The 23,923-nt window shown below is 33.8% G+C and carries 24 protein-coding genes; 18 read left to right on the top strand and 6 right to left on the bottom strand.

Annotation, left to right across the window (positions count from 1 at the left end):
* The first annotated feature begins 135 nt into the window (after positions 1-135).
* From ACXHHC_RS09930 to ACXHHC_RS09920, 3 genes are all read left to right on the top strand, one after another.
* On the top strand, positions 136-570 hold the full coding sequence (locus ACXHHC_RS09930) for a hypothetical protein (protein ID WP_458226219.1): 435 nt from the start codon (positions 136-138) through the stop codon (positions 568-570).
* 6 nt (positions 571-576) lie between these two features.
* Positions 577-4,515: a hypothetical protein gene (locus ACXHHC_RS09925; protein WP_458226218.1), complete on the top strand. Its 3,939-nt coding sequence runs from the start codon at positions 577-579 to the stop codon at positions 4,513-4,515.
* Between the two features lie 113 nt (positions 4,516-4,628).
* A complete protein-coding gene (locus tag ACXHHC_RS09920; protein WP_458226217.1) occupies positions 4,629-5,048 on the top strand; it encodes a hypothetical protein in 420 nt (139 codons plus the stop codon).
* On the opposite strand, the gene ACXHHC_RS09915 is transcribed toward ACXHHC_RS09920, so the two are convergent.
* On the bottom strand, positions 5,040-5,828 hold the full coding sequence (locus tag ACXHHC_RS09915) for a tRNA pseudouridine synthase A (protein ID WP_458226216.1): 789 nt from the start codon (positions 5,826-5,828) through the stop codon (positions 5,040-5,042). The two genes, ACXHHC_RS09920 and ACXHHC_RS09915, sit on opposite strands and share 9 nt — an antisense overlap.
* Positions 5,825-7,366 (bottom strand): hypothetical protein, encoded by a 1,542-nt coding sequence (locus ACXHHC_RS09910; RefSeq protein ID WP_458226215.1) that lies wholly within the window; start codon positions 7,364-7,366, stop codon positions 5,825-5,827. Before ACXHHC_RS09910 ends, ACXHHC_RS09915 begins: the two co-directional genes overlap by 4 nt.
* A 214-nt stretch (positions 7,367-7,580) precedes the next feature.
* On the opposite strand from ACXHHC_RS09910, the gene ACXHHC_RS09905 reads away from it, so the two are divergent.
* The 5 genes from ACXHHC_RS09905 to ACXHHC_RS09885 all read left to right on the top strand — a co-directional run bounded on the left by ACXHHC_RS09905 (position 7,581) and on the right by ACXHHC_RS09885 (position 10,677).
* Entirely contained in the window at positions 7,581-8,744 is a 1,164-nt protein-coding gene (locus tag ACXHHC_RS09905) for a 2-isopropylmalate synthase (RefSeq protein WP_458226214.1), read from the top strand.
* Positions 8,745-8,828: 84 nt separating this feature from the next.
* Positions 8,829-9,410: an O-methyltransferase gene (locus ACXHHC_RS09900; protein WP_458226213.1), complete on the top strand. Its 582-nt coding sequence runs from the start codon at positions 8,829-8,831 to the stop codon at positions 9,408-9,410.
* Positions 9,411-9,436: 26 nt separating this feature from the next.
* A complete protein-coding gene (locus ACXHHC_RS09895; protein WP_458226212.1) occupies positions 9,437-9,709 on the top strand; it encodes a twin-arginine translocase TatA/TatE family subunit in 273 nt (90 codons plus the stop codon).
* Entirely contained in the window at positions 9,709-10,278 is a 570-nt protein-coding gene (locus ACXHHC_RS09890; RefSeq protein ID WP_458226211.1) for a phosphatase PAP2 family protein, read from the top strand. The genes ACXHHC_RS09895 and ACXHHC_RS09890 overlap by 1 nt, the downstream gene beginning before the upstream one ends.
* Positions 10,279-10,410: 132 nt before the next feature.
* The gene (locus tag ACXHHC_RS09885) at positions 10,411-10,677 is read left to right on the top strand and encodes a DUF2492 family protein (RefSeq protein WP_458226210.1); all 267 of its coding nucleotides are present in this window, start codon (positions 10,411-10,413) and stop codon (positions 10,675-10,677) included.
* 98 nt (positions 10,678-10,775) lie between these two features.
* Here ACXHHC_RS09885 and ACXHHC_RS09880 read toward each other — a convergent pair whose 3' ends face one another.
* Complete coding sequence (locus tag ACXHHC_RS09880; protein ID WP_458226209.1) at positions 10,776-11,198, bottom strand: OsmC family protein; 423 nt, start codon at positions 11,196-11,198, stop codon at positions 10,776-10,778.
* Between the two features lie 169 nt (positions 11,199-11,367).
* Here ACXHHC_RS09880 and ACXHHC_RS09875 point away from each other — a divergent pair, with 169 nt between their 5' ends.
* From ACXHHC_RS09875 to ACXHHC_RS09855, 5 genes are read left to right on the top strand one after another with little or no spacing between them, the layout of a single operon-like run.
* Complete coding sequence (locus ACXHHC_RS09875) at positions 11,368-12,639, top strand: replication-associated recombination protein A (protein ID WP_458226208.1); 1,272 nt, start codon at positions 11,368-11,370, stop codon at positions 12,637-12,639.
* The gene (locus ACXHHC_RS09870) at positions 12,632-13,618 is read left to right on the top strand and encodes a GNAT family N-acetyltransferase (protein WP_458226207.1); all 987 of its coding nucleotides are present in this window, start codon (positions 12,632-12,634) and stop codon (positions 13,616-13,618) included. Before ACXHHC_RS09875 ends, ACXHHC_RS09870 begins: the two co-directional genes overlap by 8 nt.
* Positions 13,615-14,715: a DegT/DnrJ/EryC1/StrS family aminotransferase gene (locus tag ACXHHC_RS09865; protein WP_458226206.1), complete on the top strand. Its 1,101-nt coding sequence runs from the start codon at positions 13,615-13,617 to the stop codon at positions 14,713-14,715. Before ACXHHC_RS09870 ends, ACXHHC_RS09865 begins: the two co-directional genes overlap by 4 nt.
* On the top strand, positions 14,715-15,296 hold the full coding sequence (locus ACXHHC_RS09860) for an acyltransferase (protein WP_458226205.1): 582 nt from the start codon (positions 14,715-14,717) through the stop codon (positions 15,294-15,296). The genes ACXHHC_RS09865 and ACXHHC_RS09860 overlap by 1 nt, the downstream gene beginning before the upstream one ends.
* Complete coding sequence (locus ACXHHC_RS09855) at positions 15,280-16,551, top strand: O-antigen translocase (RefSeq protein ID WP_458226204.1); 1,272 nt, start codon at positions 15,280-15,282, stop codon at positions 16,549-16,551. Before ACXHHC_RS09860 ends, ACXHHC_RS09855 begins: the two co-directional genes overlap by 17 nt.
* Here ACXHHC_RS09855 and ACXHHC_RS09850 read toward each other — a convergent pair.
* On the bottom strand, positions 16,511-17,428 hold the full coding sequence (locus tag ACXHHC_RS09850) for a glycosyltransferase family 2 protein (protein ID WP_458226203.1): 918 nt from the start codon (positions 17,426-17,428) through the stop codon (positions 16,511-16,513). The two genes, ACXHHC_RS09855 and ACXHHC_RS09850, sit on opposite strands and share 41 nt — an antisense overlap.
* 111 nt (positions 17,429-17,539) lie before the next feature.
* Between ACXHHC_RS09850 and ACXHHC_RS09845 the strand changes: the two genes are divergently transcribed.
* A complete protein-coding gene (locus tag ACXHHC_RS09845) occupies positions 17,540-17,932 on the top strand; it encodes a sugar 3,4-ketoisomerase (RefSeq protein ID WP_458226202.1) in 393 nt (130 codons plus the stop codon).
* 3 nt (positions 17,933-17,935) lie between these two features.
* On the opposite strand, the gene ACXHHC_RS09840 is transcribed toward ACXHHC_RS09845, so the two are convergent.
* Both ACXHHC_RS09840 and radC read right to left on the bottom strand, forming a co-directional pair.
* Positions 17,936-19,252, bottom strand: coding sequence for a polysaccharide deacetylase family protein (locus ACXHHC_RS09840; protein WP_458226201.1), 1,317 nt, complete (start codon positions 19,250-19,252; stop codon positions 17,936-17,938).
* 3 nt (positions 19,253-19,255) lie between these two features.
* Positions 19,256-19,954: a RadC family protein gene (gene radC / locus ACXHHC_RS09835; protein ID WP_458226200.1), complete on the bottom strand. Its 699-nt coding sequence runs from the start codon at positions 19,952-19,954 to the stop codon at positions 19,256-19,258.
* Between the two features lie 61 nt (positions 19,955-20,015).
* On the opposite strand from radC, the gene trkA reads away from it, so the two are divergent.
* The 4 genes from trkA (at position 20,016) to ACXHHC_RS09815 (ending at position 23,895) form a co-directional block, all read left to right on the top strand.
* Positions 20,016-21,365 (top strand): Trk system potassium transporter TrkA, encoded by a 1,350-nt coding sequence (gene trkA / locus ACXHHC_RS09830; RefSeq protein WP_458226199.1) that lies wholly within the window; start codon positions 20,016-20,018, stop codon positions 21,363-21,365.
* Positions 21,366-21,368: 3 nt separating this feature from the next.
* On the top strand, positions 21,369-22,868 hold the full coding sequence (locus ACXHHC_RS09825; protein ID WP_458226198.1) for a TrkH family potassium uptake protein: 1,500 nt from the start codon (positions 21,369-21,371) through the stop codon (positions 22,866-22,868).
* A 75-nt stretch (positions 22,869-22,943) separates the two neighbouring features.
* Entirely contained in the window at positions 22,944-23,120 is a 177-nt protein-coding gene (locus ACXHHC_RS09820) for a CPXCG motif-containing cysteine-rich protein (RefSeq protein WP_458226197.1), read from the top strand.
* Between the two features lie 61 nt (positions 23,121-23,181).
* Positions 23,182-23,895, top strand: a complete 714-nt coding sequence (locus ACXHHC_RS09815) for a pirin family protein (RefSeq protein WP_458226196.1) — start codon at positions 23,182-23,184, stop codon at positions 23,893-23,895.
* Positions 23,896-23,923: the final 28 nt, after the last annotated feature.

The following is a 23,923-nucleotide window of genomic DNA, read 5'->3' as shown; positions in this document are numbered from 1 at the left end:
ATATCCCTTAAAAGAATTAAAAACAAAGGTTGAGTTTAGGCTATTCATAGCCCTAGGTGAGTACTGTCTAAAATCAACAAAAATAAATGTCTGGCCAGATATTGAAAGAAAGAGAATTAATTAAAAAAAGTAAAAATGAGCAATCAAATTGTTACGGAAATCGATTTTTCCAACCTGAGCCCTAATGACTTGGTAAAGGTAAATGCAGACAAAACAGGTTTTGATTCTGTTTTGTTAAGTGAAAACTTACAAATAAAAGAAATTGATGGTGCTTGTGTTTTAGATACAAGTATTCGTGAACATCAGAAGAATATTCAGTGGAAGTCTGGAGATTCAAAAGTGATTCTATTGCCTCAAAAGGTAAGTTACCTAAAGATGGTATTTGTAAATGGTGTAAAGCTTACAGAGGGTGTAGATTTTTCTTTCTCTGGAGTGAACGTTATAGAGATCACAAAAACACTAAATGATAATGATGCAGTTTCTATCCATTATCAGCACAATTTAAACAAAACATTGGCAGATGTGCCAGCACCTGCTGTGTCAAAAATTTCAATTCAATCATTTAAATAAGAAAAAATGGAAATTAAATATAAAATTAAAAAGTTAGACTTTGTAGAAAATGCTACTAGTTATTCGTCTTTTGATTTCTTTTATAAAAAAGAAGCGGATTCAGAGTGGGTAGTTGTAAAAGAGGGTGCAGTTGTAGATGTATTTGGAAATGTAGAAGGTGATATAGAGGTGTCTAGTTTAGAAGAAAATACTTTGTACGAGTTTAAAGCAGTAAATACAGTCTCAGGAGATGAACTTGTGGATAGATTTGTGACTTCTACAGATATGCAAGTTGGAGAAAGTCCATTGTATTTAAAGAAATTATACAAAGGACAGCATTTTACCTGGTATATTAATGGTTTACCAGAAAGGAGTGAGCCTTCTAAACCAGCTGGTTTTTATTATAAAGCAACCGATAAGTTTGCAGAATATTTTGGAGGATTCGGCCCTTTAGAATCTCCAAATGGAAAATTATGGGGTTTTAAAGCAAATACTGCTCTACTAGAAGATCATATTGTGAGTAAGTGTTTTCAATGCTCAGGAGATAAATATTTAGGGTTAAATTGGTCTCATGAGAATCCGGAAGCACAAATCTATGCTCATAATTTGGTAGCTAGTCAAAATGGAACATTGTGTGTGAACTTTTATATTGATGCAAATCATGATAATGTAGCAGTAGTGTATATACAAGGAAAAGTAGATGTTACGAAGTTCTTTAAAGTGGGCTATGAAAATGGGATTATTAGTCTATCGGATGATGTAAATTCATATGCTTTTGCTGCTACTTTTGAAGAAGAGAAATGGTATTCGCTTCGTTTAAGTTTTGGGACAGATGTAAAAGCTTATGTATATGATAAAGGAGAACTAGTGGATTCGTTAACTGCTGACGTGGATTTATCATTTATTACTTCTACTTCTTATGATGGTGTTTTCTTTGGGTTGCCAGTAGAAAAGGATGCTCTGGTAAAAGCAGAAGGTTTAAATATCAACAGAATCTACTTTACAGAAAGTTTAAATGATGCTATTTACACTGCTAATACCAATGGAGATGCAGGTGCTGTGACTCAAGCACAAAAAGATGAAGTTGAGAATCTTAGGAGGTTGTTTAAATTTTATGAGTATGAACAAGTTTTAGTTTATAAAAATGCTACTTCTGATAATCCGTCTGATACCGTGTTTTTCCCTAAGACAGCTATTAAAATTGGAGATAAAGATGTAACAGATTTTAGAGGAGCAACTGATAGAAGTCCCATAACAGTTGATATCAATTATGATTTAAACGTTCTAGGAAATGGTAATGCTGTAGACTTGGTGAGTGAATATATATTTAAATTAAAAGCATACTTATATCAATACGTTGATTCCTCTGAACAAGCAGGTGAAACAGAAGTCTCTGGTGTTATGCAAGTAGGTGCAGGTAATAATTTACAATTGGTAATTCCAAATGATTATGCTTTTGGTTTTCGTTTAGATGCATTTTTAGAGTTGGTAAATGGTACTGCCAAAAATGGTTTAGATTTTCAATTAAATACCGTTCATATTGATGGAGGGCAAATCAATTTATCAACTTTGTTTACGGTAGCTGGAGTAGCGCAAATTTCAGACAATGTAGATGGCGAGTTATTGGCTCTATCAACAATTAACGGTTATCATATTCAAGTACCTGTTTTAAGTACTGGAAATATCACGTTGAATGAATTTAAAACCCACCCAAAATGGTCAGGATACCTCAGAGGTGACGGGATTAACATGGTAGTTGATCCAACAATACCAAGTGGTAAATACGTGGTTACTATAAAATCAGAAATAGCAGAGGAGCTAGGAGCTTTGCCAATAGAGGTGGTAGAAGCTGAAGATGATGTAGATAAGGTCGGTTTTGAGATAGACTTAGAAAATGCAGAAGACTTTAATGCAGAATTGGCAAAGGTTGCTCAACATTTTGATACGAACCATACGCAATGGGGAGGTGAAAACGGTGGTTGTTCTGGAGAGTTGATCTACGTAAATAACAACGATAGATGTATTACCATGGAGCAACATGGTGATAAATATCCACAGGATGGAGCTGTTAAAGGAGTTCAAAAAGGACCTAAAGACAGTTCTTTTAAAGGGTATGGTACCACTTCTTATCACTATGGAACAAATGATCCTTTAGTTGGACAAGTAAAAACGAAGAGAACAGGTTCTATTTTATTGTCTAAAAAATATTTCCCTTACGGCGAGTTTACCATTGGTATGCGTGTGCCTAAAGATTTAATAGGAGTTTCACCAGCATTATGGTTCTTCCATTATATTGAATTATACCCTTCAGACCCAAGATGGGATTATTGGACAAAAGAACATGATCCAAAAGCAACTGAATATTCAGGGGGGGATCCATATTTGGTAGTGAATAATGAAATTGACATGGAGTTACCATCTCAATTGGCAATGGGAGTTTTTGCCACGTGGAATGAGCTACAAAATGCGTATTTTGATCCTTTGGCTTTGGATGATAAGTTTCATACAGCAGTAGAAAATGATAACGATCCTAACAATGTTGGAACATTTAAGTTGATTGATATTGCAAATCCGAATTTAAGAGCTTCTTGGGAAAGAGTTTCGGTAGAAATTCAGGAAAGAGAAGAGCCAACTATGGATATCTGTAAGTTTAACAATTGGCAAGGAGAACGTTCTGGAGGAAATGGTTGGGCTTATGATCAAGAGAGTTATGCCTATGAGCAATACCATGCAAAACTAACTCAGTTGGCTCAAAACTATGCAGATGGTGAGTTCCATAAATGGGGAATTGCTTGGTATCCAGATAGAACTGAATTAAAAATAGATGGAGTTACGGTTGCTACAAACAAAGCATTTGTTCCTTTTAATATAATGAAATATACAGCTGGTGGTTGGTTCCCAAGTTATAAATCTGCTAAAATCGAGGAATTCTACACTGACCATGGAGTGAATATGTACGAAAGTGGAATTGGTTCTTGGGCAGGAAGAAATGCAGCTTGGGATGTAGAGCATATTGACTTTAACTACTTTAAGTTTGAACCATTTGATATAGCCGAAAGTGATTCTAAATTGGAATATCATGCAGAAAGTTATCCAGAAGCAGGAGTAAGGGAGTTACATATTCCAGAGTATGCAATTGTAGAGAACAACCCAATTACTCCAGAAACAAATGCTGTTTTAAATGTGTATGGTAAAACAACTTGGAGTTTAGATCAAAAGTTAGCAATACAAGATTTCTTATCAGGATTCAATGCAGCAACATGGAAGTCGAAAGTAAAAAGGTTAGTGTTGCCAATTTTAGCTCCAGAAACAACAATTCATGATAATGTATCTGGAGTGTGGTTTTATGATCTGGTTAGCGGAACTATTTTGAATACCATTTTTGGTCCATCTTATGCTTCTGAGTCTAATGGATTTTACCCTTTAAGAATTGTAGATAATGGATTAAAAAACCCAGATTGGCAGAATAACTCTGGATGGGCAGATTATCTAGGGATTTCATTTGATGTTGATGATGTTGTAGCATTGGATAATATACACTTGGGAGCATATTATTATAAACCAGAAGATGAATCAAGTACTTTTGTAATGGGTGCTCTTCAAGAATATACAGTGGCTATTGCTGGAGGAAGAACTAGGTTTGGACATACTTCGACAGGGGATTCTATCTGGACAGATGCAGATGTTAATAAGGAAGATGTGAGAGGTTTTAGGTTGATAAGTTATGATGCTCCTAATATTACAGGAGTTGGTTGTGGAGATGCTATTTTACATGGTAATTTAACAGATAATGGAGGGATGACTACTACTCCTAAGTATGATTCGTACTTAATTAGTAGATTCTCTTCACCTCCAACAAAAACAACTTTGTCATTATTAACAATTGGAGATGCATTAACCTTAGAGGAAACACAAGAGTATACAGTTCTTGTAGATGATTTAATGAGTGCGTTGTGGACTGTGTAGTTTAACTAAACTCACCTTTATGTAAAATAAAACCACTAACAGGGGCAATTTCTGTTAGTGGTTTTTTGATAGAATTGGTTAAGAAGTTTATTTTAGTTCAAAAAGATGCGCTAATGAAAATCTATAGATATCTGATCCTACTGTTGTTTGTAAGTTGTACTGATAAAAAGATAGTTGTTACTGAGTTATTAGTCGGTGTAGAGGTCGAGGAGGGCTATGTTTATTCCGATGAGTCGAGATTTGAACTTGGTAATAAAAAATATTTTCTTAGAGCTAGAGGTGATTATACAGAGGAGGGACGTATAAATAAATTGTATGTGTATAAATCAGAAGGAGTTCTGGTTTATAGTCAATCGGAGTTGTTAAAAGATATAAAGCTATTAGAGTTTTACGATCTTCCTTTTGAACAAAACTTTGAGTGTAACAATAGTTCTGTTTTAAAACAAGAAGAAGATAGAGCAGGTGTAGTTAAAGTTGGTGAGTATCTGTTGAGTAAAAAAGGAAATTTAGTGTATTTCTATAAATTAAGATGAAAACTCACTTTTATGCAAAATCAAGCCACTAGCAGGAGCAATTTCTGTTAGTGGTTTTGTTTTGTCTGGGTTTGTTAGCGAGTTTTGAATGCTTTCCAGAGAGATTTCACCAACTCCTAATAAAAACAATTGTCCCATCATCATTCTAATTTGATAACGCATAAAACCAGGGCCAATTACACGGTAGAGAAAGCTTTGTTTTGGAAAAAAGTTCGCTTGATAAAGCGTGTTTTCGACAATCTCAGAAGTAAAAACAGTACGTTCAAACTGAGTGTTTTCATTCGCGCGAACTGTATATCTTTTAAAATTATGAAATCCTTCGAATAATTTTGCTCCCCTTTGCATTAAGGCTATATTTAGTGTTTGGTGTTTGCCTGTGATCATACTTGCGCAAAAAGGATGGTTTCTTTCTCCGTGCGAAAACAAGTAGTGATATTCTTTTTGTTTGTTTTTTTGAAGGATGTCAAAAGAAGCATCTACCTCTAAAACTTCTAAAACTCTAATGTCTTGAGGTAAGTTTTTATTCAAATCATTCAATAACCCGTAAACCTCGTAAAATTGTTTTGTGGTTAAATGGCAATAGGCTTCGTTGGCAGATACCATGGCATCTGTTCTTCCGGCAGCTAAAGTTTTGTAGTCTTCGTGCTGAAAAATAAAGCGTAAAGTACGCTCTAAAGTTCCTTGTATGGTTTTTACATCGGGTTGTTTTTGCCAACCATGAAAGCGAAATCCTAAATATTGAAGTTTTATTAGGTAGTAAGAGTCGTTCTCGTATTTCAATTCAGTCTGTTGATTTTTTGTTTTACAATTTCTTCTACTGGAACTCCTTTAATATTAGATTCTAGCCAAGACAAAATATCTAGGTATAAGAACGAACGCTTTTCGTAAGGATGATCTTCGTATACTTTTAGCTCTTCGTATAGTTCTTTAAAAGATTTTCTTAATTGGTTAGGGTATAAATTACTTAAGTTTCTTAAGAACTTAATCATTTTTTTCTGAACCTCGTATAGGTTGTTCATCTTTAGTAAGAACTTATAGGTAGACTTAATTAGTTCTTCAATGTTTTCATCTTCTCCAGATTCGTAGTGAGCTACTAAGTTTAATACACGTGTGTAACATAGTAGATCCTCACGCATTTTTAAATCACGGTTTTTAATGATTTTATTTAGGTAAATAATACAGTTTTCATAATCACCTGCACCAAAGTACATACAAGCAATTTTGTAGTAAAAAAGCATTACATGGTGGGCATCAATCTTTTTGTCTGTTTTATCTAGTTCTTCTATTACTTCTTCTACAAAATCTGTTCCTCTAGAGAATTCTCCTGTTAAATAAAAGGAGTTTATTTTGTGCTGATATAGGTATAGAAAACATAAGTTTTGTGTGTTCTCCGAAGAGAATTTTTTCTCTTCTCGAATCTCTTTCGTTAAATCATCTAAGGTTTCCTGGAACTTTTCATTTCTCTGAAGGTAGAAGAGAGATTCTAGTAGGTAATTGGCTGCCTTTAAGTAAAAAACGGGATGTAGTTTTTTCATGTCGGGCATGTCGTGAAACAGTTGAACCAATTTCTGAGAATTTCGATAACACGATAAAAAATCTTGGGTAATAAATCCTTGCCATAGGTTTGCTTGGTACAAATACATTTTTCCTGTAAATCCAAGATCTGTAAAGTTATATTTGGGTATACGGTCTTTGTAGTATTTTTCTACTAAATCTGTATCGTTATCATTTCTGGCATATCCATGTTTTAAAAACCAACTATATAGCTGTAGCGAAAGGTTAGAAAGTTTACTGGTTACAACGTTTTTCTGATTGATATTTTTAGCTTCTATAGCAAGTGTGTCTGCACGGTCGTTCATACTACGTGTAATGTATTGAGACTCGATTACCTTTTCTAGTTCAATAATTTCGTAGGCCAAGTTGTATTGTTCTTTGGTAACAGCCACCGATTTTGTTTTGTCTAACAAACGTAAACTTTGTTTGTATAAACCTTTGGTGTATAGTATGGTAGCAAAATCTATTTGTTCTCGAATTTGAGTAATGCTGTTCTGGTGAATAGGACTCAAACGCAAACTAATTAATATCTGACGATATAAATGAGCTTTGGTATTAGATATTTGCTGTTTTTTAATACCTGTTTTTTCAAGGATTACTTTTTCATCATACACCTTTATTTTGTCCATTAAAACGAACAAAGACATAAAGTTAGATTCGGTATTTCCACCCAATCTACCAGCATAGAGTTTAAACTGTCTTTTTTCCGATTTGCTAAGCGATTTGATCAGCGAAAATAAAGGGTCTTTTTTTTCTTTTCTCATGAGTATCTGTATGAAGGAAAACAAATCAAAAATACAAAATTATTTAGTTTTTTTGCGTTGGGTGTCGTAAACTTAAAACTTGTATTCCCTTGTGTTTATTGGGTTTTTAAAAGAAAATGGTTTTTTGACTAAAGGAAAGGGTATTTAATGACCTTTTAGATAATATAATCATCACTTTATTTTTGTTCATCAATTAAGCAAAAACACTACTAAAATGGCTAAGGATCACGTACAGATTTTTGATACTACACTTAGAGATGGGGAGCAAGTTCCAGGATGTAAACTAAACACAGAGCAAAAGTTAATTATTGCAGAGCGTTTGGATTTATTAGGAGTAGATGTTATTGAAGCTGGTTTTCCAGTGTCAAGCCCGGGAGATTTTAAATCGGTAGACGCGATTGCAAGATTGGTAAAGAATGCTACAGTTTGTGGTTTAACTCGTTCTGTAGAAAACGATATTAAAGTTGCTGCCGAAGCATTAAAACATGCTAAAAGACCAAGAATTCATACAGGAATTGGTACTTCAGACTCACACATACAGTTTAAATTTAACTCTAACAGAGATGCAATTATAGAAAGAGCTGTTGCGGCTGTTAAGTATGCAAAGTCTTTTGTAGAAGATGTTGAGTTTTATGCAGAAGATGCTGGTCGTACAGATAACGAATATTTGGCTAGAGTTTGTGAGGCTGTAATTAAAGCAGGAGCTACGGTATTAAACATTCCAGATACTACGGGGTATTGTTTGCCAGAAGAGTATGGAGCTAAGATTAAATACTTAAAAGAAAATGTTACAGGAATAGAGAAGGCAACATTGTCTTGTCACTGTCATAACGATTTAGGTTTGGCAACTGCGAACTCAATTGCAGGTGCTATTAACGGAGCTCGTCAAATAGAGTGTACTATTAACGGTATTGGGGAAAGAGCTGGGAATACTTCTTTAGAAGAAGTAGTAATGATTATGAAACAGCATCCAGGTTTAAATTTGGATACTGGAATTAATACAAAGTTGTTATACAGTACTTCGCAAATGGTACAAGAACACATGGGAATGTTTGTGCAAGCAAACAAAGCTGTGGTTGGATCTAATGCATTTGCACACTCATCAGGAATTCACCAAGATGGTGTTATTAAGAACAGAGAGACTTACGAAATTATGGATCCTGCTGATGTAGGAGTTACAGAGTCTGCTATTGTATTAACTGCGCGTAGTGGTAGAGCTGCATTGGCATACAGAGCAAAAAATGTAGGATATGAGTTAACTAAGTTAGAGTTAGATGCAATATATCCTAAGTTCTTAGATTATGCAGATACTAAGAAAGAAGTGGTTGATCAAGATATTCACATTTTAATGGAACAAAATAATATTAAATTAAGCTAGTAGCTTACTAAATATAAAAATCATTAAAAACTCGATCAGCTTAAATAAAGTTGATCGAGTTTTTTATTTGTAAAAATCAGAAATATGAAAAATACAGAAATAAAAGATGTCCCCTCTGTATATGCAAAACTAGAAGATAAGTGTAAGGAGATAGGTTTTACCATGCCTTCAGATTTGTTAATAGGAACGTTGTTAAAAGCACTAATTGCTTCTAAGTCTAACGGAACTTTTTTAGAGTTAGGTACGGGGATTGGTCTTTCTCTTTCTTGGATGGTTGATGGAATGGATACAGAATCGAAATTAATTACGGTGGATAACGATCCAAAGTTGATAGCCATTGCCAATGAGTTTTTTGGAGCTAATAGACAAGTGGAGATTGTTTGTGCAGATGGTTCTGTGTGGATTCAAGAGAATAGAACTCAACAATTCGATTTGGTTTTTGCAGATGCTTGGCCAGGGAAATACAGCGAGATTGATGAAATCTTGAGAATGGTGAAGATTGGAGGGTTTTATGTAATAGACGATATGACTCCCCAATCCAACTGGCCAGAAGGTCATGAAGACAATGTAGATAGGCTGATTGATTATCTAGAAAATAGAGTGGATTTTACCATTTCTAAAATGAATTGGTCTAGTGGAGTTATTATTGCAACTAGGAAATATTAGATTATCTTTGTTAAAAAACGGAAAGCATGTATTTATTCATAGGAGGTCCTGAGGTTATTATCATTCTACTAATTGTAGTAATGGTTTTTGGAGCAGATAAGATTCCTGAAATAGCTCGTGGTTTGGCTAAAGGAATGGCTCAGGTTAAAAATGCTACTGACGATATTAAAAAAGAAATTACCAACACTGCAAGTAATGCGGGAGTTGACTTAGATGTAACAAAAGATATTAAAGAAACGATTGATGAGGTTAAGGACAATATTGATGATATGACCGGACCAATCAAACGAATGAAGTAATGAGCTTTTTAGATACAATTATAGAGGCTGACCAGCAGTTGTTAATTTACTTAAATAACTTTGGTAGCGAACCTTACGATAAATTTTGGCTAACCATTACTAAGCCCGGAAACTGGTGGCCTTTGTTTGTTTTTTGGTTAGTCATGCTAATTAAAAATTACAAATGGAAAACAGGGTTATTGCTGTTTGTTTTTATTTGTGTTACCGCTGGTTTATCAGATCAGTTGGTGAACTTAATTAAATATACCACTGCTAGACCAAGGCCGTGTTGGCAAGAAGGAGTGTTAGAGCAAATTAGAATTTTAAAGTGTTCTAAGAGTTTTAGCTTTGTTTCGGGACATGCTACTACTTCTACTTTTGCTACCACTTTTATCTATTTACTGTTTCGTAAAAAATATAAGTGGACAGTGGTGTTCTATATCTATCCTTTATTATTTGCTTACAGTAGAATTTATATGGGAAAACATTACCCTGTAGACATTGTCTGTGGATATACTCTAGGAGTAATTGAAGCCATTTTGTATTTGAAATTAGCAAAGCTTCTTTTTAAAAAATCAATTATCGACTAGGTTAAAGTATTTTATGAGTCTGGTTGTCAAGCGAAGTCGAGATGCATGATTTAATAATTGTAACATGAAATATATCATTTTATAACCTTAGATACCATTTTACTTTTACGTTGTAATTTTAATTCTGTAGCAATGGCAAATGTAAAACACATTCACGAAGTGATTTTTTTAATAGAGAAGAATAACAATATATGGACTCCAAACGAGTTGGTAACAGGGCTTGTGGCCGAATGGGGAACCGATATTCAGTTTAGTTCTTGTTCTGGAATTCCTTTTCCTAAAGAACAAGCCTTAGAGTTTTTGTTGTATCGAGATAAAGTAGTTCTTTCTGATGAGGGGTTGGTTTCATTACATCCATCTATGAAAATTTGTGAAGGACATAAAACGTTTCAAGCATAAAAAAAGGAAGCTAAGTAGCTTCCTTTTTAGGTTTCTCTCCCGAAATGTCGTAATTAGTTCGAATACCTGTAAAAAGGGCATCGAGTCCAGTCGAGATGTTAGTTTTCGTGGTATTGAATAGAAGTTTCAACTTTTGCAAATTGTCTAAACATTTCCATCACACCACAGTATTTATCTACCGATAAGTTTACTGCTTTTTCTATCTTCTTTTTGTCTAAATCTGTTCCGTAAAAATTAAACGTAACCCAAACTTTGTGGTAAAATTTAGGATGCTCTTCTGTTAATTCAGCTTCAACATCAATGTTAAAAGTATCTACAGCTACTCTCATTTTTTTAAATAGAGAAGCAATGTCTATACCAGAACAACCTGCTAGAGCAGACAACATCAATGCTTTAGGACGTAGCCCTTTTCCCTGTCCACCTACTTCTTCAGATCCGTCAATTAATACATTTCCACCTGGTCCTTCAGATTCAAAATGCACACCCTCTTTCCAGTTTAATTTTATTTTTTGAGTTGCCATATGTTTGATATTCAAAATTGAAAAGTCAAAATTAATAGATTTTAAGCTCATAACCATATTTAGGATGCTTATTTGTTGAGTCGTTTATTGGTTTAGGTGTTTACACAACTCAACGTATTTGAAAATAAACAATATCAAATAGTCAATAATCAATTAGTATCTTTACTGTATGAAACCACCTTTGGCAGAACGAATACGTCCCAAAACTTTAGAAGATTATATCAGTCAACAACACTTGGTTGGAGAAACGGGTGTGCTTACTCAGCATATTCAAAAAGGATTAATTCCTTCTTTAATTTTATGGGGCCCCCCCGGTATTGGAAAAACAACTTTGGCAAATATTATTGCAGAGACTTCCAAAAGACCTTTTTTTACCCTAAGTGCTATTAATGCTGGAGTAAAAGATGTGCGTGAGGTAATAGACAAAGCCAAGCAAAGTGGAGGATTGTTTACCACAAAGAATCCTATATTGTTTATAGACGAGATTCATCGTTTTAGCAAATCGCAACAAGATTCCTTATTAGGTGCGGTAGAAAAAGGTTGGGTTACGTTGATTGGTGCTACCACAGAAAATCCAAGTTTTGAAGTAATTCCCGCTTTGTTGTCTAGATGTCAGGTGTATATTTTAAATCCTTTTGATAAGGCGGATATGGAAGCTTTGCTGCATAGAGCCATGAAAGAGGATGAAGATATTGCGGTTAAAAAAGTAAAACTAAAAGAGATAGATGCATTGTTGCGAGTTTCTAGTGGAGATGCTAGAAAACTCTTAAATGTTTTTGAGTTGATTGTGAACTCTGAAGAAGAAGGTGTAGAGATTACCAATGATTTGGTCTTGAAAAAAGTCCAAAGAAACGTGGTGCGTTACGATAAAACAGGAGAACAGCACTACGATATTATATCGGCTTTTATAAAATCAATTCGTGGTTCCGATCCTAATGGAGCGGTGTATTGGTTGGCTAGAATGATAGAGGGTGGAGAGGATGTGAAATTTATAGCACGTAGGATGTTAATTTCTGCATCCGAAGATATTGGGAATGCAAACCCTACCGCTTTAATTATGGCTACCAATACTTTTCAGGCAGTAACAACTATTGGTTATCCCGAAGCACGAATTTTATTGAGTCAGTGTGCTATTTATTTGGCAAATTCTGCCAAAAGTAATGCCAGTTACGAAGCCATTAATCAAGCAATACGAATGGTAAAGCAAACGGGAGATTTATCGGTTCCTTTGCATTTAAGAAATGCTCCTACAAAGCTAATGAAAGATTTAGATTATGGTAAGGATTACAAATATGCACATGCCTATGAGGGGAATTTTGTAGATCAGGAGTTTTTACCCGATGAGTTGGTAGGAACCTCTTTTTACAAACCTGGAGTAAATGCAAGAGAAAATGAATTTAGAAGAATAATGAAAGATCGTTGGGGAGACAAGTATGAATAGTTTGGAGCACATACAAGTAGTAAAGTATACATCGGATAAAAAAGAAGAATGGAACGCTTTTGTAGCGACTTCTAAAAATGGAACGTTTTTGTTTCATAGAGACTTTATGGAGTACCATTCAGACCGATTTACCGATGCTTCTGTGTTGATTTATTTAAACGATAAATTGGTTTCTTTGTTTCCGGCCAACGTAAAAGAGAATACAGTTTATTCTCATCAGGGGTTAACCTATGGAGGTTTAATTCTAAATAAAAATGAGAAATACCAAACCAGTTTGTTGGTGTTTAAAGCTTTGTTAAAGCATTTTTACAATATTGGTATTACAAGTGTAGAACTAAAGGAAATACCTAGTATATACGCACAATATCCTAGCGATGAAATGTTACACTTGTTGTTTTTGTGTAAGGCTAGTTTGATACGAAGAGACGGGTTGTCTGTTGTAGCATTAGCCAAAGCATTGTTTTTTTCTAGAGATAGAAAAGCAGGGGTTAAAAGAGGGATTAAAAACGAATTAGAGGTTAGAGAAGAAGCTACTTTTGATGCTTTTTGGAACGAAATTTTAATTCCGAATTTACAGCAAAAACACGCAGCTAGGCCTGTACATTCTTTAGAAGAAATTACGTTGTTAAAGCGTCTTTTTCCAAAAAATATTAGACAATTTAATGTGTATAAAGAAGGGAGAATTGTAGCGGGAACGACTATTTTCGAAATGGAAAGAGTGGCACATTCGCAGTACATTTCTGGAAATACAGAAAAGAATGAGTTGGGGAGTTTAGATTTTCTTCATGATTATATCATTAGAGAAATTTTTAAAGAAAAAGACTATTTCGATTTTGGGATTAGTAACGAAGAACAAGGAAAAAAAGTAAATACAGGATTGCAATATTGGAAAGAGAGTTTTGGAGCCAGAACGGTTACACAAGATTTTTACCGTGTGGCTACCAAGAATTACCAATTGCTAAACGAGGTGCTGCTATGATAAAATTTTTAGACTTACAGAAGATAAATCAGCGGTTTAAAAAGGAGTTTCAAGAGAATTATAAGTCCTTTTTAGATTCCGGATGGTATGTCAACGGAACTCAAGTTACTAAATTCGAAAAAGAATTTGCTGCGTATTGTGGAACAAAATATTGTGTAGGTGTAGCCAATGGTTTTGATGCAATTAAACTAATTTTAAAAGCATCTATAGCATTAGGAAATATCAATTTAGGAGATGAGGTAATTGTGCCTGCAAATACATATATAGCTACTGTTTTGGCAATAAGCGAAGTGGGTTTAACCCCGGTGTTGGTGGAGCCAGATTTAACTACTTTTAATATAAATGTAGCTAAAATAGAAGAAAAAATTACATCTAAGACCAAAGCTGTTTTTGCAGTGCATTTGTACGGCCAGTTAGCTAATATGGAAGCAATCCAATGTGTTGCAACACAGTATAATTTGTTGGTTTTTGAAGATGCTGCACAGGCACATGGAGCTAAAAACACCAATGGATTAAAAGCTGGTAACTTATCCAATGCAACGGCATTTAGTTTTTATCCTGGTAAGAATTTAGGAGCTTTGGGAGATGCGGGAGCAGTGACTACTAATAATAAAGAATTAGCAGATTTAATCCGTGTTTTAGCTAATTATGGGTCTAATAAAAAATATTACAATTCGCACAAAGGTATTAACAGTAGGTTGGACGAATTCCAAGCAGGGGTTTTAAGTATTAAGTTGCAGCAATTAGATGCGGATAATGAGAGTAGAAGGCAAATTGCGAAAAGATATCTATCAGAAATTAAGAATGATAAGATACAGCTGCCTATTTATAATACTACTGAAAACCATGTGTTTCATGTGTTTGTAATTTTAACTGAAACAAGAGAAGCATTGCAGGTTTATTTAAAAGAAAATGGCATAGAAACATTAATTCACTATCCCTTGCCTATTCATCAACAAAAGGCTTATATAGAATGGAACGAGCAATGTTTTCCAATTACCGAAAAAATACACCAGCAGGCGTTAAGCTTGCCCATAAGTCCTGTTTTAACAGCAGAAGAAGTAGCTAAGATTATTAAAATTATAAACCAGTTTTAATGAAAGAAAGATTGTTACATGTTTTATTTCAGTTGCCTAGAATTATAAAGTATCAGCTTCTTTCTACCAATAAGAGGGTAAAAGGGAAAGGTGTTTTAAATTCACCATGTCTATTTAGTGGGCAGGGAGAAATAGTACTAGGAGAGAAAGTTTCTTTGGGGGTTAAGACATCACCGTTCTATTACAATAGCTATATTTATATAGAAGCTAGAAATTGCAACTCAAAAGTTGTAATAGAAGAGGGGGTTTTTATAAATAATAATACTTCTATCATTGCTGATTTTGAAACAATTCATATCAAAAAGAATACTTTAATTGGTTGTAATTGTACTATAGTAGATTCCGATTTTCATGCATTAAATCCGTTAGAGAGGAATAGTGGTAAACAGAAAACAGGTTCTGTTACTATAGGAGAAAATGTATTTATAGGTAATAATGTAACTATTTTAAAAGGAGTAACTATAGGTGCAAATTCAGTTGTTGGAAATGGAGCTATTGTTACAAAAGATGTTTTTAAGAATTCTATTGTGGCTGGTGTACCTGCAAAAGTGATAAAAAAGCTAGATGAAGAAAGTTTTTAATCATAAACTATTTAAAGTGTTTGGTCTAAATAGCTTAGCTGTTTTTGCGAAAATGGGAGCTATGTTTTTTTGGGTTAAATTACAGGCTTTGTTTATTGGTGTGGAAGGTTTTGCTTTAATAGGAGATTTTAAAAATTTTACAACCTCTACAAAAACAATTTCTACTCTAGGTTTTGATAGCGGAGTTGTTTCGTTAGTTAGTAAGAACAAAGGTGATTTAGAAGCATTAAGCAAGATTATTTCTACTTCTTTTTTTAGTAGATTGTTTTTTAGTGGCTTAATTTCATTAGTGCTTATATTGTTTTCTACCACAATTAGTAGTTTTATTATAAGTTCAAATGAAATTTTTGAAAGTGTCGTTATTTTGCTCGCCATTTTTGTTCCATTTTATTCTATAAATAGCTTATTGCTTGCGGTTCTTAATGGTTTGGGAGCGTTTAAAAGATTAATTATCGTAAATATTATAGCTACGTTGGTTGGTTTTGTAATCTCTGTGTCTTTATTGTATTGGTATCATCTTAAAGGGGTTTTAATATCCTTTGCAGTTGTAGAGTCTTTAGTGGTAGGTATTACTTTTTTCTTTCTTAAGAAATTTAACTTTAAGTTGTCGTATAGGTTTTTAGAAGCCGATATATTAAAAAAGCTCTTAAGTTTTTCTGCAATGACTTTAATATCTGCTATTGTAGTGCCTTTTAGTACAATCTATATAAGAAACCTAATTAGAGGTGAGTTGGGGGTAGATGAGGTAGGTTATTGGGAGACTTTAAATAGGTTGTCGGGGTATTATATGTTTGTAATTACCTCTACAATTGGAATGTATTATCTACCAAAAATTGCCAGTATAACAAATGATATTGACTTGCAAAAAGAGTTTAAAGGGTATCTTAAATTTTTTGGTTTATCATTTTTAATGATAATAGTAGGGGTGTACAGTTTAAGGTATTTTATAATTGATTTGATTTTAAGCAGGGACTTTTATCCGGTAGCAGATTTGATTTTGTTTCAGCTTTTAGGAGACTATGTTAAAATATTCATCCTTTTTTTTGGATATAAAATGATTGCGGATAGAGATTTAAAAAAATATATTGCTTTGGAATTATTTTTTTATGCCCTTTATATTGCTTTAAGTTATTATTTTCTAAAAGTATATCAAGATGTTAAGTATGTTGTTCTGTCGTATTTTTTAAGTTATGTAGGAGCGGTGTTTTTAGTGGTTATTTTTTATGGGAAAAACTTTTTTTCAAAGAAAGTATAAGTGCTGTTAAAGTTCTTAAGAACAAAAGGATATACAGTAAGAAGTATTTTACATTCACCGTTTTAATAGCCCATCTACTTTGTTTGTAAATTCTGTTCATTAGGGCTTTGTATTCTGCTTTGCTAGAATTCATTTTAAAAGCTTTTTTTAGAATAATATAAAAGCTGGTGTGCAGTTTTTTAGTATGATTACTTTTCTTAAAAAAACCATTTCCCATTGAGTTTTCAAGATGTCTTTTTTGTACTAGAATTTTATCTAAAAAGGCAATAGGGTATTTTTTTGTAACTCTTAGCCAGTAATCTAGATCTTCAAAATATAGATCCTCATCGTACCCGTTTAAGTCATTAAAAACGCTTCTTTTGTGTAAAGCACTAACGCTACAAATAACGTCAGATTTTGTTAGTAATTTTAGATAGAAATTATTCTCGGTAGCTTTTTTAATTTTTGAAACTTGAACATGATTAAAGAAAGTGGACGTAATTTTATTTTGTTCGTTTATGTTTTCTGCATTGCTATATACTAGAGCCAAACTAGGATTTTCTAGAAAAGGTTTTACTAAATATTCAATGCAGTTAGTTGTTAAAATATCGTCTGCTGCTAGGTCTATAAAATAGGCACCCGATGCATATTTTATAGCATTGTTAAAAGACTTGGTAAGGCCTAAGTTTTTTTGGTTTTTTATGAACTGAATTTTGGTTGGTTGGTTTTTTAACCAATTTTCTATTGTTTTAACAGACTCATCTGTGCTACCGTCGTCTACAATAATAAGTTCTATATTGTGATAGGTTTGCTTTGTAACAGAGTCTAGAGTCTGACAAACATACTCTTGGTGATTGTAGCAAGAACAGATTACAGTAACCAAAGGTTTTTTATTCATCTTAAAATAAGTTTGCATTGTCTAAAGTAAATCATTTTGTAAAAAAAATAGTCATTATATTGTGGTGAATAATTGTAGGAGCCCTAAAAATTATTGATTTACTTTTGTATTATGAAGAATATAGAAATTGTAGACATTCCAAAAATATCAGATCCAAGGGGGAATTTAGCGGTTATAGAAGGAGGCGTTTTTCCTTTAGAGATAAAAAGGGTGTATTATTTATTTGATGTTCCTTCTGATTCGTACCGTGGAGGTCATGCTCACAAACAACAGTATGAATTGTTGATTCCTATTGCCGGAAGTTTTGATGTTTTGCTAGACAATGGTGTAGAGAAACAAACAGTTTTTATGAACAAACCAACCAGAGGTTTATTAATAAAATCGATGGTTTGGAGAGAGTTGTCTAATTTTTCAAGTGGTTCAATTTGTTTGGTAATAAATTCGGGACTCTTTGATGAGAGCGATTATATTAGAGAATATTCAGAATTTATAAAAAGTAACTAAGATTTAGTTCTCTTTAACAGACTGCAATACCTTTTCGTAAAAATCTCCCCAGTATTTCCATTCTCCAAAATCCGATAGAGAGTCGTTGTGAAATACTCCTATTAAAGTTCCGTTTACTTGTTTTACCATGTTTGCAAGGTGGTTTACCCTCATTAAAGCCTGTTTGGGGCTTAGTTGTAAATCAAAACGCAAAGCAATGTCGTTAAAAGCATTTGGGAATACTTTTAAAGGTACTTGAATTTCAAAATTTAAATCGTAAAAGTAAAACGGTGTACATGTGCTGGCTTTAAATCCAAGGTGTTTTGGGTAGCCCATGGTGTAATCTTCTTCTATGTTAAGATCTACTAATTTATTATACGTGTCGGGCAACTGATTTCTTCCATAGTGCTGACGAGAGTACTTTACAGGCGTATTAATTACGTTTTCCAGTCGTTTGCATTCCTTTTTCATCAATTCCTCATCGTTCATGGTAAAGTAAGAGTTTAGCAATCCTACTTTAGCATAGTCGGCTATGGATTTAATTAATAGGGTGTACCTACGTCTGGTGTAAGATATATTATTGTCGTACGTGGTGTAGTTAGAAAGTAAAAAGAAGAAAATTGTTTTTACATTGTATTTCTTCTGGTAGGCAATAATCTGGTCGTAGGTATCGTATGGGTCTTCTTTAATGGTTAACAAGGTTGCCATTCGAGTCCAAAAACGAAATAATTGTAAGGTAAAAAAATCATTAAAGGCTCCAAACAGACTACGAATCAATCCTTTTCCTTTGTACAGATAGGTTTGGTTGATACTAAAGGTAGATATGAACTCGTATTTTTTAGGTTCGTGATGGTATTCTGGGTGTATTTCTTTTAAACTTTTTAACATTTTATAAGCCCAAATGTCAATCAAAGGTTTGTCTAAAAAGTTGTTTTTAAAAGCAATACTTTCCTCTGCAGGAAAACAATGGTTTTCGTCTAAAACAGAAGGTAAGTATTCTTCGTATCTGCTTAAAAGGTAAAAGCTTGCAGAAAAAATATCAAAAGGAATTTTAGATTTTACGCCTGTGCTAAAAAAACAAGGAGTGCTTTCCCATTGAGAAATAACAATGTCTGGATTATGAATTCCTTGTTCTATTAATAAACCGTGGCTTTGAATAAAATATTCATTGGCTAGTGGAGCTTTTGCATAACTCATTTTTAAACCTTCAAAAGCTACAAACTCTTCTATAGTAGCTGTAAATTTGATAGGAATGTTTAAAATACGAACAAAAATATGCTTAAAAATGTAGCTTATTCTCGGTGTAATTTTAGGAGTATATATTAATAGTTCGTCTGACATTCGTTATAAAGTTCCTTCGTCTGCAAAGCTAAAATAAGATTTTTGAGTGATTATTAGGTGGTCTAAAACTTTTATATCTAAGGTTTGGCAAGCGTTTTTAATTTTCTGAGTGATTTGTTTGTCTGCATTGCTAGCTATTAGCTTTCCAGAAGGATGATTGTGCCCTAGAATCATTGCAGTAGAAAGTAATTCCAACGCTTTTTTTAAAATAATTCTAATATCTACCACAGTACCTGTTAATCCACCTTTGCTAATCAATTGTTTTTCTATTACTTTGTTGCTATTGTTTAGGTGTAAAACCCAAAACTCTTCATGCGCTAAGTCACCAATAAGGGGTTGAAAAATTTCGTAGGCATCTTTACTACAGCCTATTTTAGGAATTTCCAAAGCTTTTTCTAATCGCCTTCTTTTTCCTAACTCTAAGGCAGTTACAATGCTAATAGCTTTGGCTTCTCCAATTCCATTAAATTTTTGTAGATCGTTTAAAGTAGCTTTTGCGAGTTGATTTAAGTTGTTGCTAAAGTGGGTTAGTATTTTTTTAGAAAGTTCTACCGCAGATTCATTTCTGTTACCAGAACCAATTAAAATAGCAACCAATTCAGCATCGGACAAGGATTGAGTTCCTTTTAATGTTAATTTTTCTCTAGGCCTGTCTTCTTCGTTCCATTGTTTAATGGTTAACGATTTTGTCTCATTTGTCATAGCTTTTTTATTTTGAGGACTGTACTTCTAAATATAATATATTTGTACCAAATACTTTGTCATGAAAATCATCATTGCAGGAGCAGGAGAAATTGGTTATCACTTAGCAAAGCTGTTGTCTATGGAGGCACACGATATCTTTGTAATTGATGCAAAATCGCAAAAATTAAATCACCTAAACAGTCATTTGGATGTGTTTACTAAGAAAGGTGATGCAGCATCCATAGAGGTTTTAAAGGAGGTTGGAATTAGTGAAGCTGATTTATTAGTGGCTGTAACTGAGTCTCAGAATACTAATTTAACCATTGCTGCTATTGGAAAATCATTGGGGGTTAAAAAAACCATTGCAAGAATTTCCAATACAGAATATTTAAAAACCAAAGAAATTAATTTTGCAGAGGTAGGTATAGATTACATGATTTCTCCAGAGGAATTGGCTGCAAATGAGATTGAAATCTTAATAAAGGAAACTGCTTTTAACGATAAGTTTGAATTTGAAAAAGGAGAACTAAGTGTTTTAGGGGCTAAGTTGTCTGATAATTCACCAATTGTAGGTAAAACGGTACAAGAAATTAAAGTGAAATATTCTTTTGATTTTATTGTAATTGCCATAAAAAGGGAAGAATCTAACGAAGTTGTAATTCCTAGAGGGAATACTATTTTTGAACCAAACGATCAGGTGTATTTTTCTATTCCTAGAGAAAGTCTTTACAAGATTCACACTTTAATTGATCCAGAAGTTGTTGGTGGAGTTAAAGATGTAATGGTGCTAGGAGGTGGTCGTATTGGTCAGAAAATTGCAAAGCGTTTTTGTAGCAATAACCTAAGAGTTAAAATGATTGAAGAAGACAGAGCAAAATGTTTTGATTTGTCTGATGAATTGAAAAAGACCTTAGTAATTAATGGAGATGGTAGAGATATTGAATTACTAGAGGAGGAGTCTTTAGATACCATGGATGCTTTTGTAGCGGTATCTGGAAGTTCAGAAACCAATATCATGACCAGTTTGGTAGCCAAATCTAGAGGAGTTAAAAAGACGATTGCTTTGGTAGAGAATATGAACTATATGGACATATCTCAAAGTATTGGTGTAGATACCTTAATCAATAAAAAAGTATTAGCGGCAAGTGCCATCTTTAGGCATGTTCGTAAGGGTAGAGTTTTGGCATTGGCAAACTTACACAATGTAGAAGCTGAGGTGTTGGAATTCTTTGTGCGTAGGAATACTAAGATTACCGAAGGGAAAATAAAAGACTTAGACTTACCAGAAAGTGTTGTTTTAGGTGGAGTTGTTAGACAAGGAGTTGCGCATATGACTTTTGGTGATTTTACCATTGAACCTGGTGATAGAGCAATTGTTTTCTGTTTACCAGATGCAATTACACAAGTAGAAAAACTATTTAATAACTAAGCAATGAAAGGGATTAATTTTAAAATCATTGCCAGTTTCATGGGGCTTACTTCCATGATGAATGGTTTTTTTATGTTATTGACCGAACCCGTTGCTTGGTTTTATTCAGAGGAGGTTTGTTCAGGTATATTTTACGCAGGATTGTTAACAATCTCTGTAGGTTTTGTATTGTGGTTTTTTAATAGAAAGGCCGAGAAAAACCTGCAAAAAAGAGATGGGTATTTAATTGTTACTTTAGGTTGGCTAATGCTTACGCTAACAGGGAGTTTGCCGTATTTGTTTACTGGGACAATTACGTCTTTTCCAGATGCCATTTTCGAAACAATTTCTGGCTATTCTACAACCGGAGCTTCTATTTTAACAGATATTGAAGCCGTTCCAAAAGGAGTATTGTTTTGGAGAAGTTCCACGCACTGGATTGGTGGTATGGGGATTATTGTATTAACAGTTGCCATTTTACCACTTTTAGGAATTGGAGGAATGCAGCTATTTGTTGCTGAGGCTCCTGGACCTTCTACAGATAAATTACATCCAAGGATTACGCAAACAGCTAAAAGCCTTTGGTTGATTTATTTTGGATTGACGTTTACAGAATTTTTATTGTTGAAAATAGCTGGAATGTCTTGGTTTGATGCGATCAATCATGCCATGGCAACGTTGAGTACTGGTGGATTTTCTACTAAAAATGCAAGTTTAGCACATTGGAACGGAAATCCATTGATTCAATATATTATTATTGGTTTTATGTTTATTGCAGGGGCAAACTTTGTATTGAGTTACTTTGCTTTAAAAGGGAAACCTTCTAAGATTTATAAAGACGAAGAATTTAGATGGTATTTTACCATTATTGCACTGGTAACTGTAACCATTACTATTTTGATTACTTGGTTCCAAGATCCGTCTTTACAAACAACGATTGATCATCCTAAGCCTTTTGGAGACTTAGAGAGTGCATTTAGGCATGCTGCTTTTCAGGTGGTGAGTGTTATTACCACCACAGGTTTTGTTTCTGCGGATTTTACCATGTGGAACTATTTAGCAACCGCTTTAATGTTCTCTTTGTTTTTTATTGGAGGTTCTGCGGGATCTACCAGTGGTGGAGTTAAAATTGTTCGTCATGTAGTAATGATTAAAAACTCTTTATTAGAATTAAAACAACAATTGCATCCAAAAGCAATTATCTCTGTTAGATACAATGGAAGTAGGGTTTCAAGAGTTATTATCTTCAACATTCTTTCTTTCTTTATTATCTACATGTTGATTTTTATTTTGAGTACAATTATTTTAACCTTTTTAGGTCTAGACTTCCTATCGGCATTTGGAGCAGCTGCTTCTTGTTTGGGGAATATTGGTCCTGCTTTGGGTTCTTTAAGTCCGGTAGATAATTTTGCACATTTAAGTGATGCTGCTACTCTATTCTGTTCGTTCTTAATGTTATTAGGTCGTTTGGAGTTGTTTACGGTGTTAATTGTGTTAAGTCCTTATTTCTGGAAGAGTAATTAATTTATACCCAATTTCAATAGAACACTTTTAAGCGTTGTTCTTCTAGAGTCAGCATAGTTTCGTAAATTTAGATTTATGGAACAAGAATTTACCTGTCCTTGTTGTTGGGAGGCTATTAGTATGCTTTTAGAATTTTCTGTTAGTGAAACTTACATTCAAGACTGCGAGGTGTGTTGCAATCCTATAGAGGTAAAGACACAGTGGGATGAAGATACTCTGGTTTCTTTTGAGGCAAATCCTATAGGGCAGTAAATTGCAAGAAATCCTAAAAAATACGACTATAGTACTATTATTAATTTAAATACAAATTCCAATGAAAAAGACATTGCACAGAGCAGGTTCTAGAGGTCATGCAAACCATGGCTGGCTAGACAGTCACCATACGTTTAGCTTTGCAACGTACCGTAATATGGATAGAATGAATTTTGGAATATTACGTGTTTTAAACGATGACAAAGTAGTAGGAGGTAGAGGTTTTGGGACTCATCCACATGACAATATGGAGATTATCTCCATTCCATTATCTGGAGATTTAGAGCATAAAGATTCTATGGGAACTCATGGAATTATCAAAGAAGGAGATATTCAGGTAATGAGTGCCGGAACAGGGGTATATCATAGTGAGTTTAATAAGAACGCAGATATTCCTGTTGAGTTTTTACAAATATGGTTGTTGCCAAATAAAAAAGATGTAACACCAAGATATGATCAATTGTCTATTAAAGAGCTAGAAAAACAAAACGAGTTTTACCAAATCTTATCGCCTAATGCAGATGATGAGGGTGTTTGGATTCACCAGGATGCGTATTTCTCTATGGGGAAATTCGAGGGTAATACCAAGGCAACGTATCAGCTAAAAAACAAAGAAAACGGACTCTATGTTTTTGTGCTCTACGGAGACTTATTAGCCGGCGATCAAGATTTAATTAGTAGAGATGGGTTGGGAATAGAAGAGGTAGATGAGGTGAGTTTTGAACTTAAAACCAGTTCTCATGTACTCTTAATGGAGGTTCCTATGGTACTATAACTAACTATAAAGCAAAAGGCTATTCCTT

Source organism: Wenyingzhuangia sp. IMCC45574 (assembly GCF_054182685.1).
Note: the sequence above shows the minus strand (reverse complement) of the source record. Positions and strands in the feature narration are given on the sequence as shown.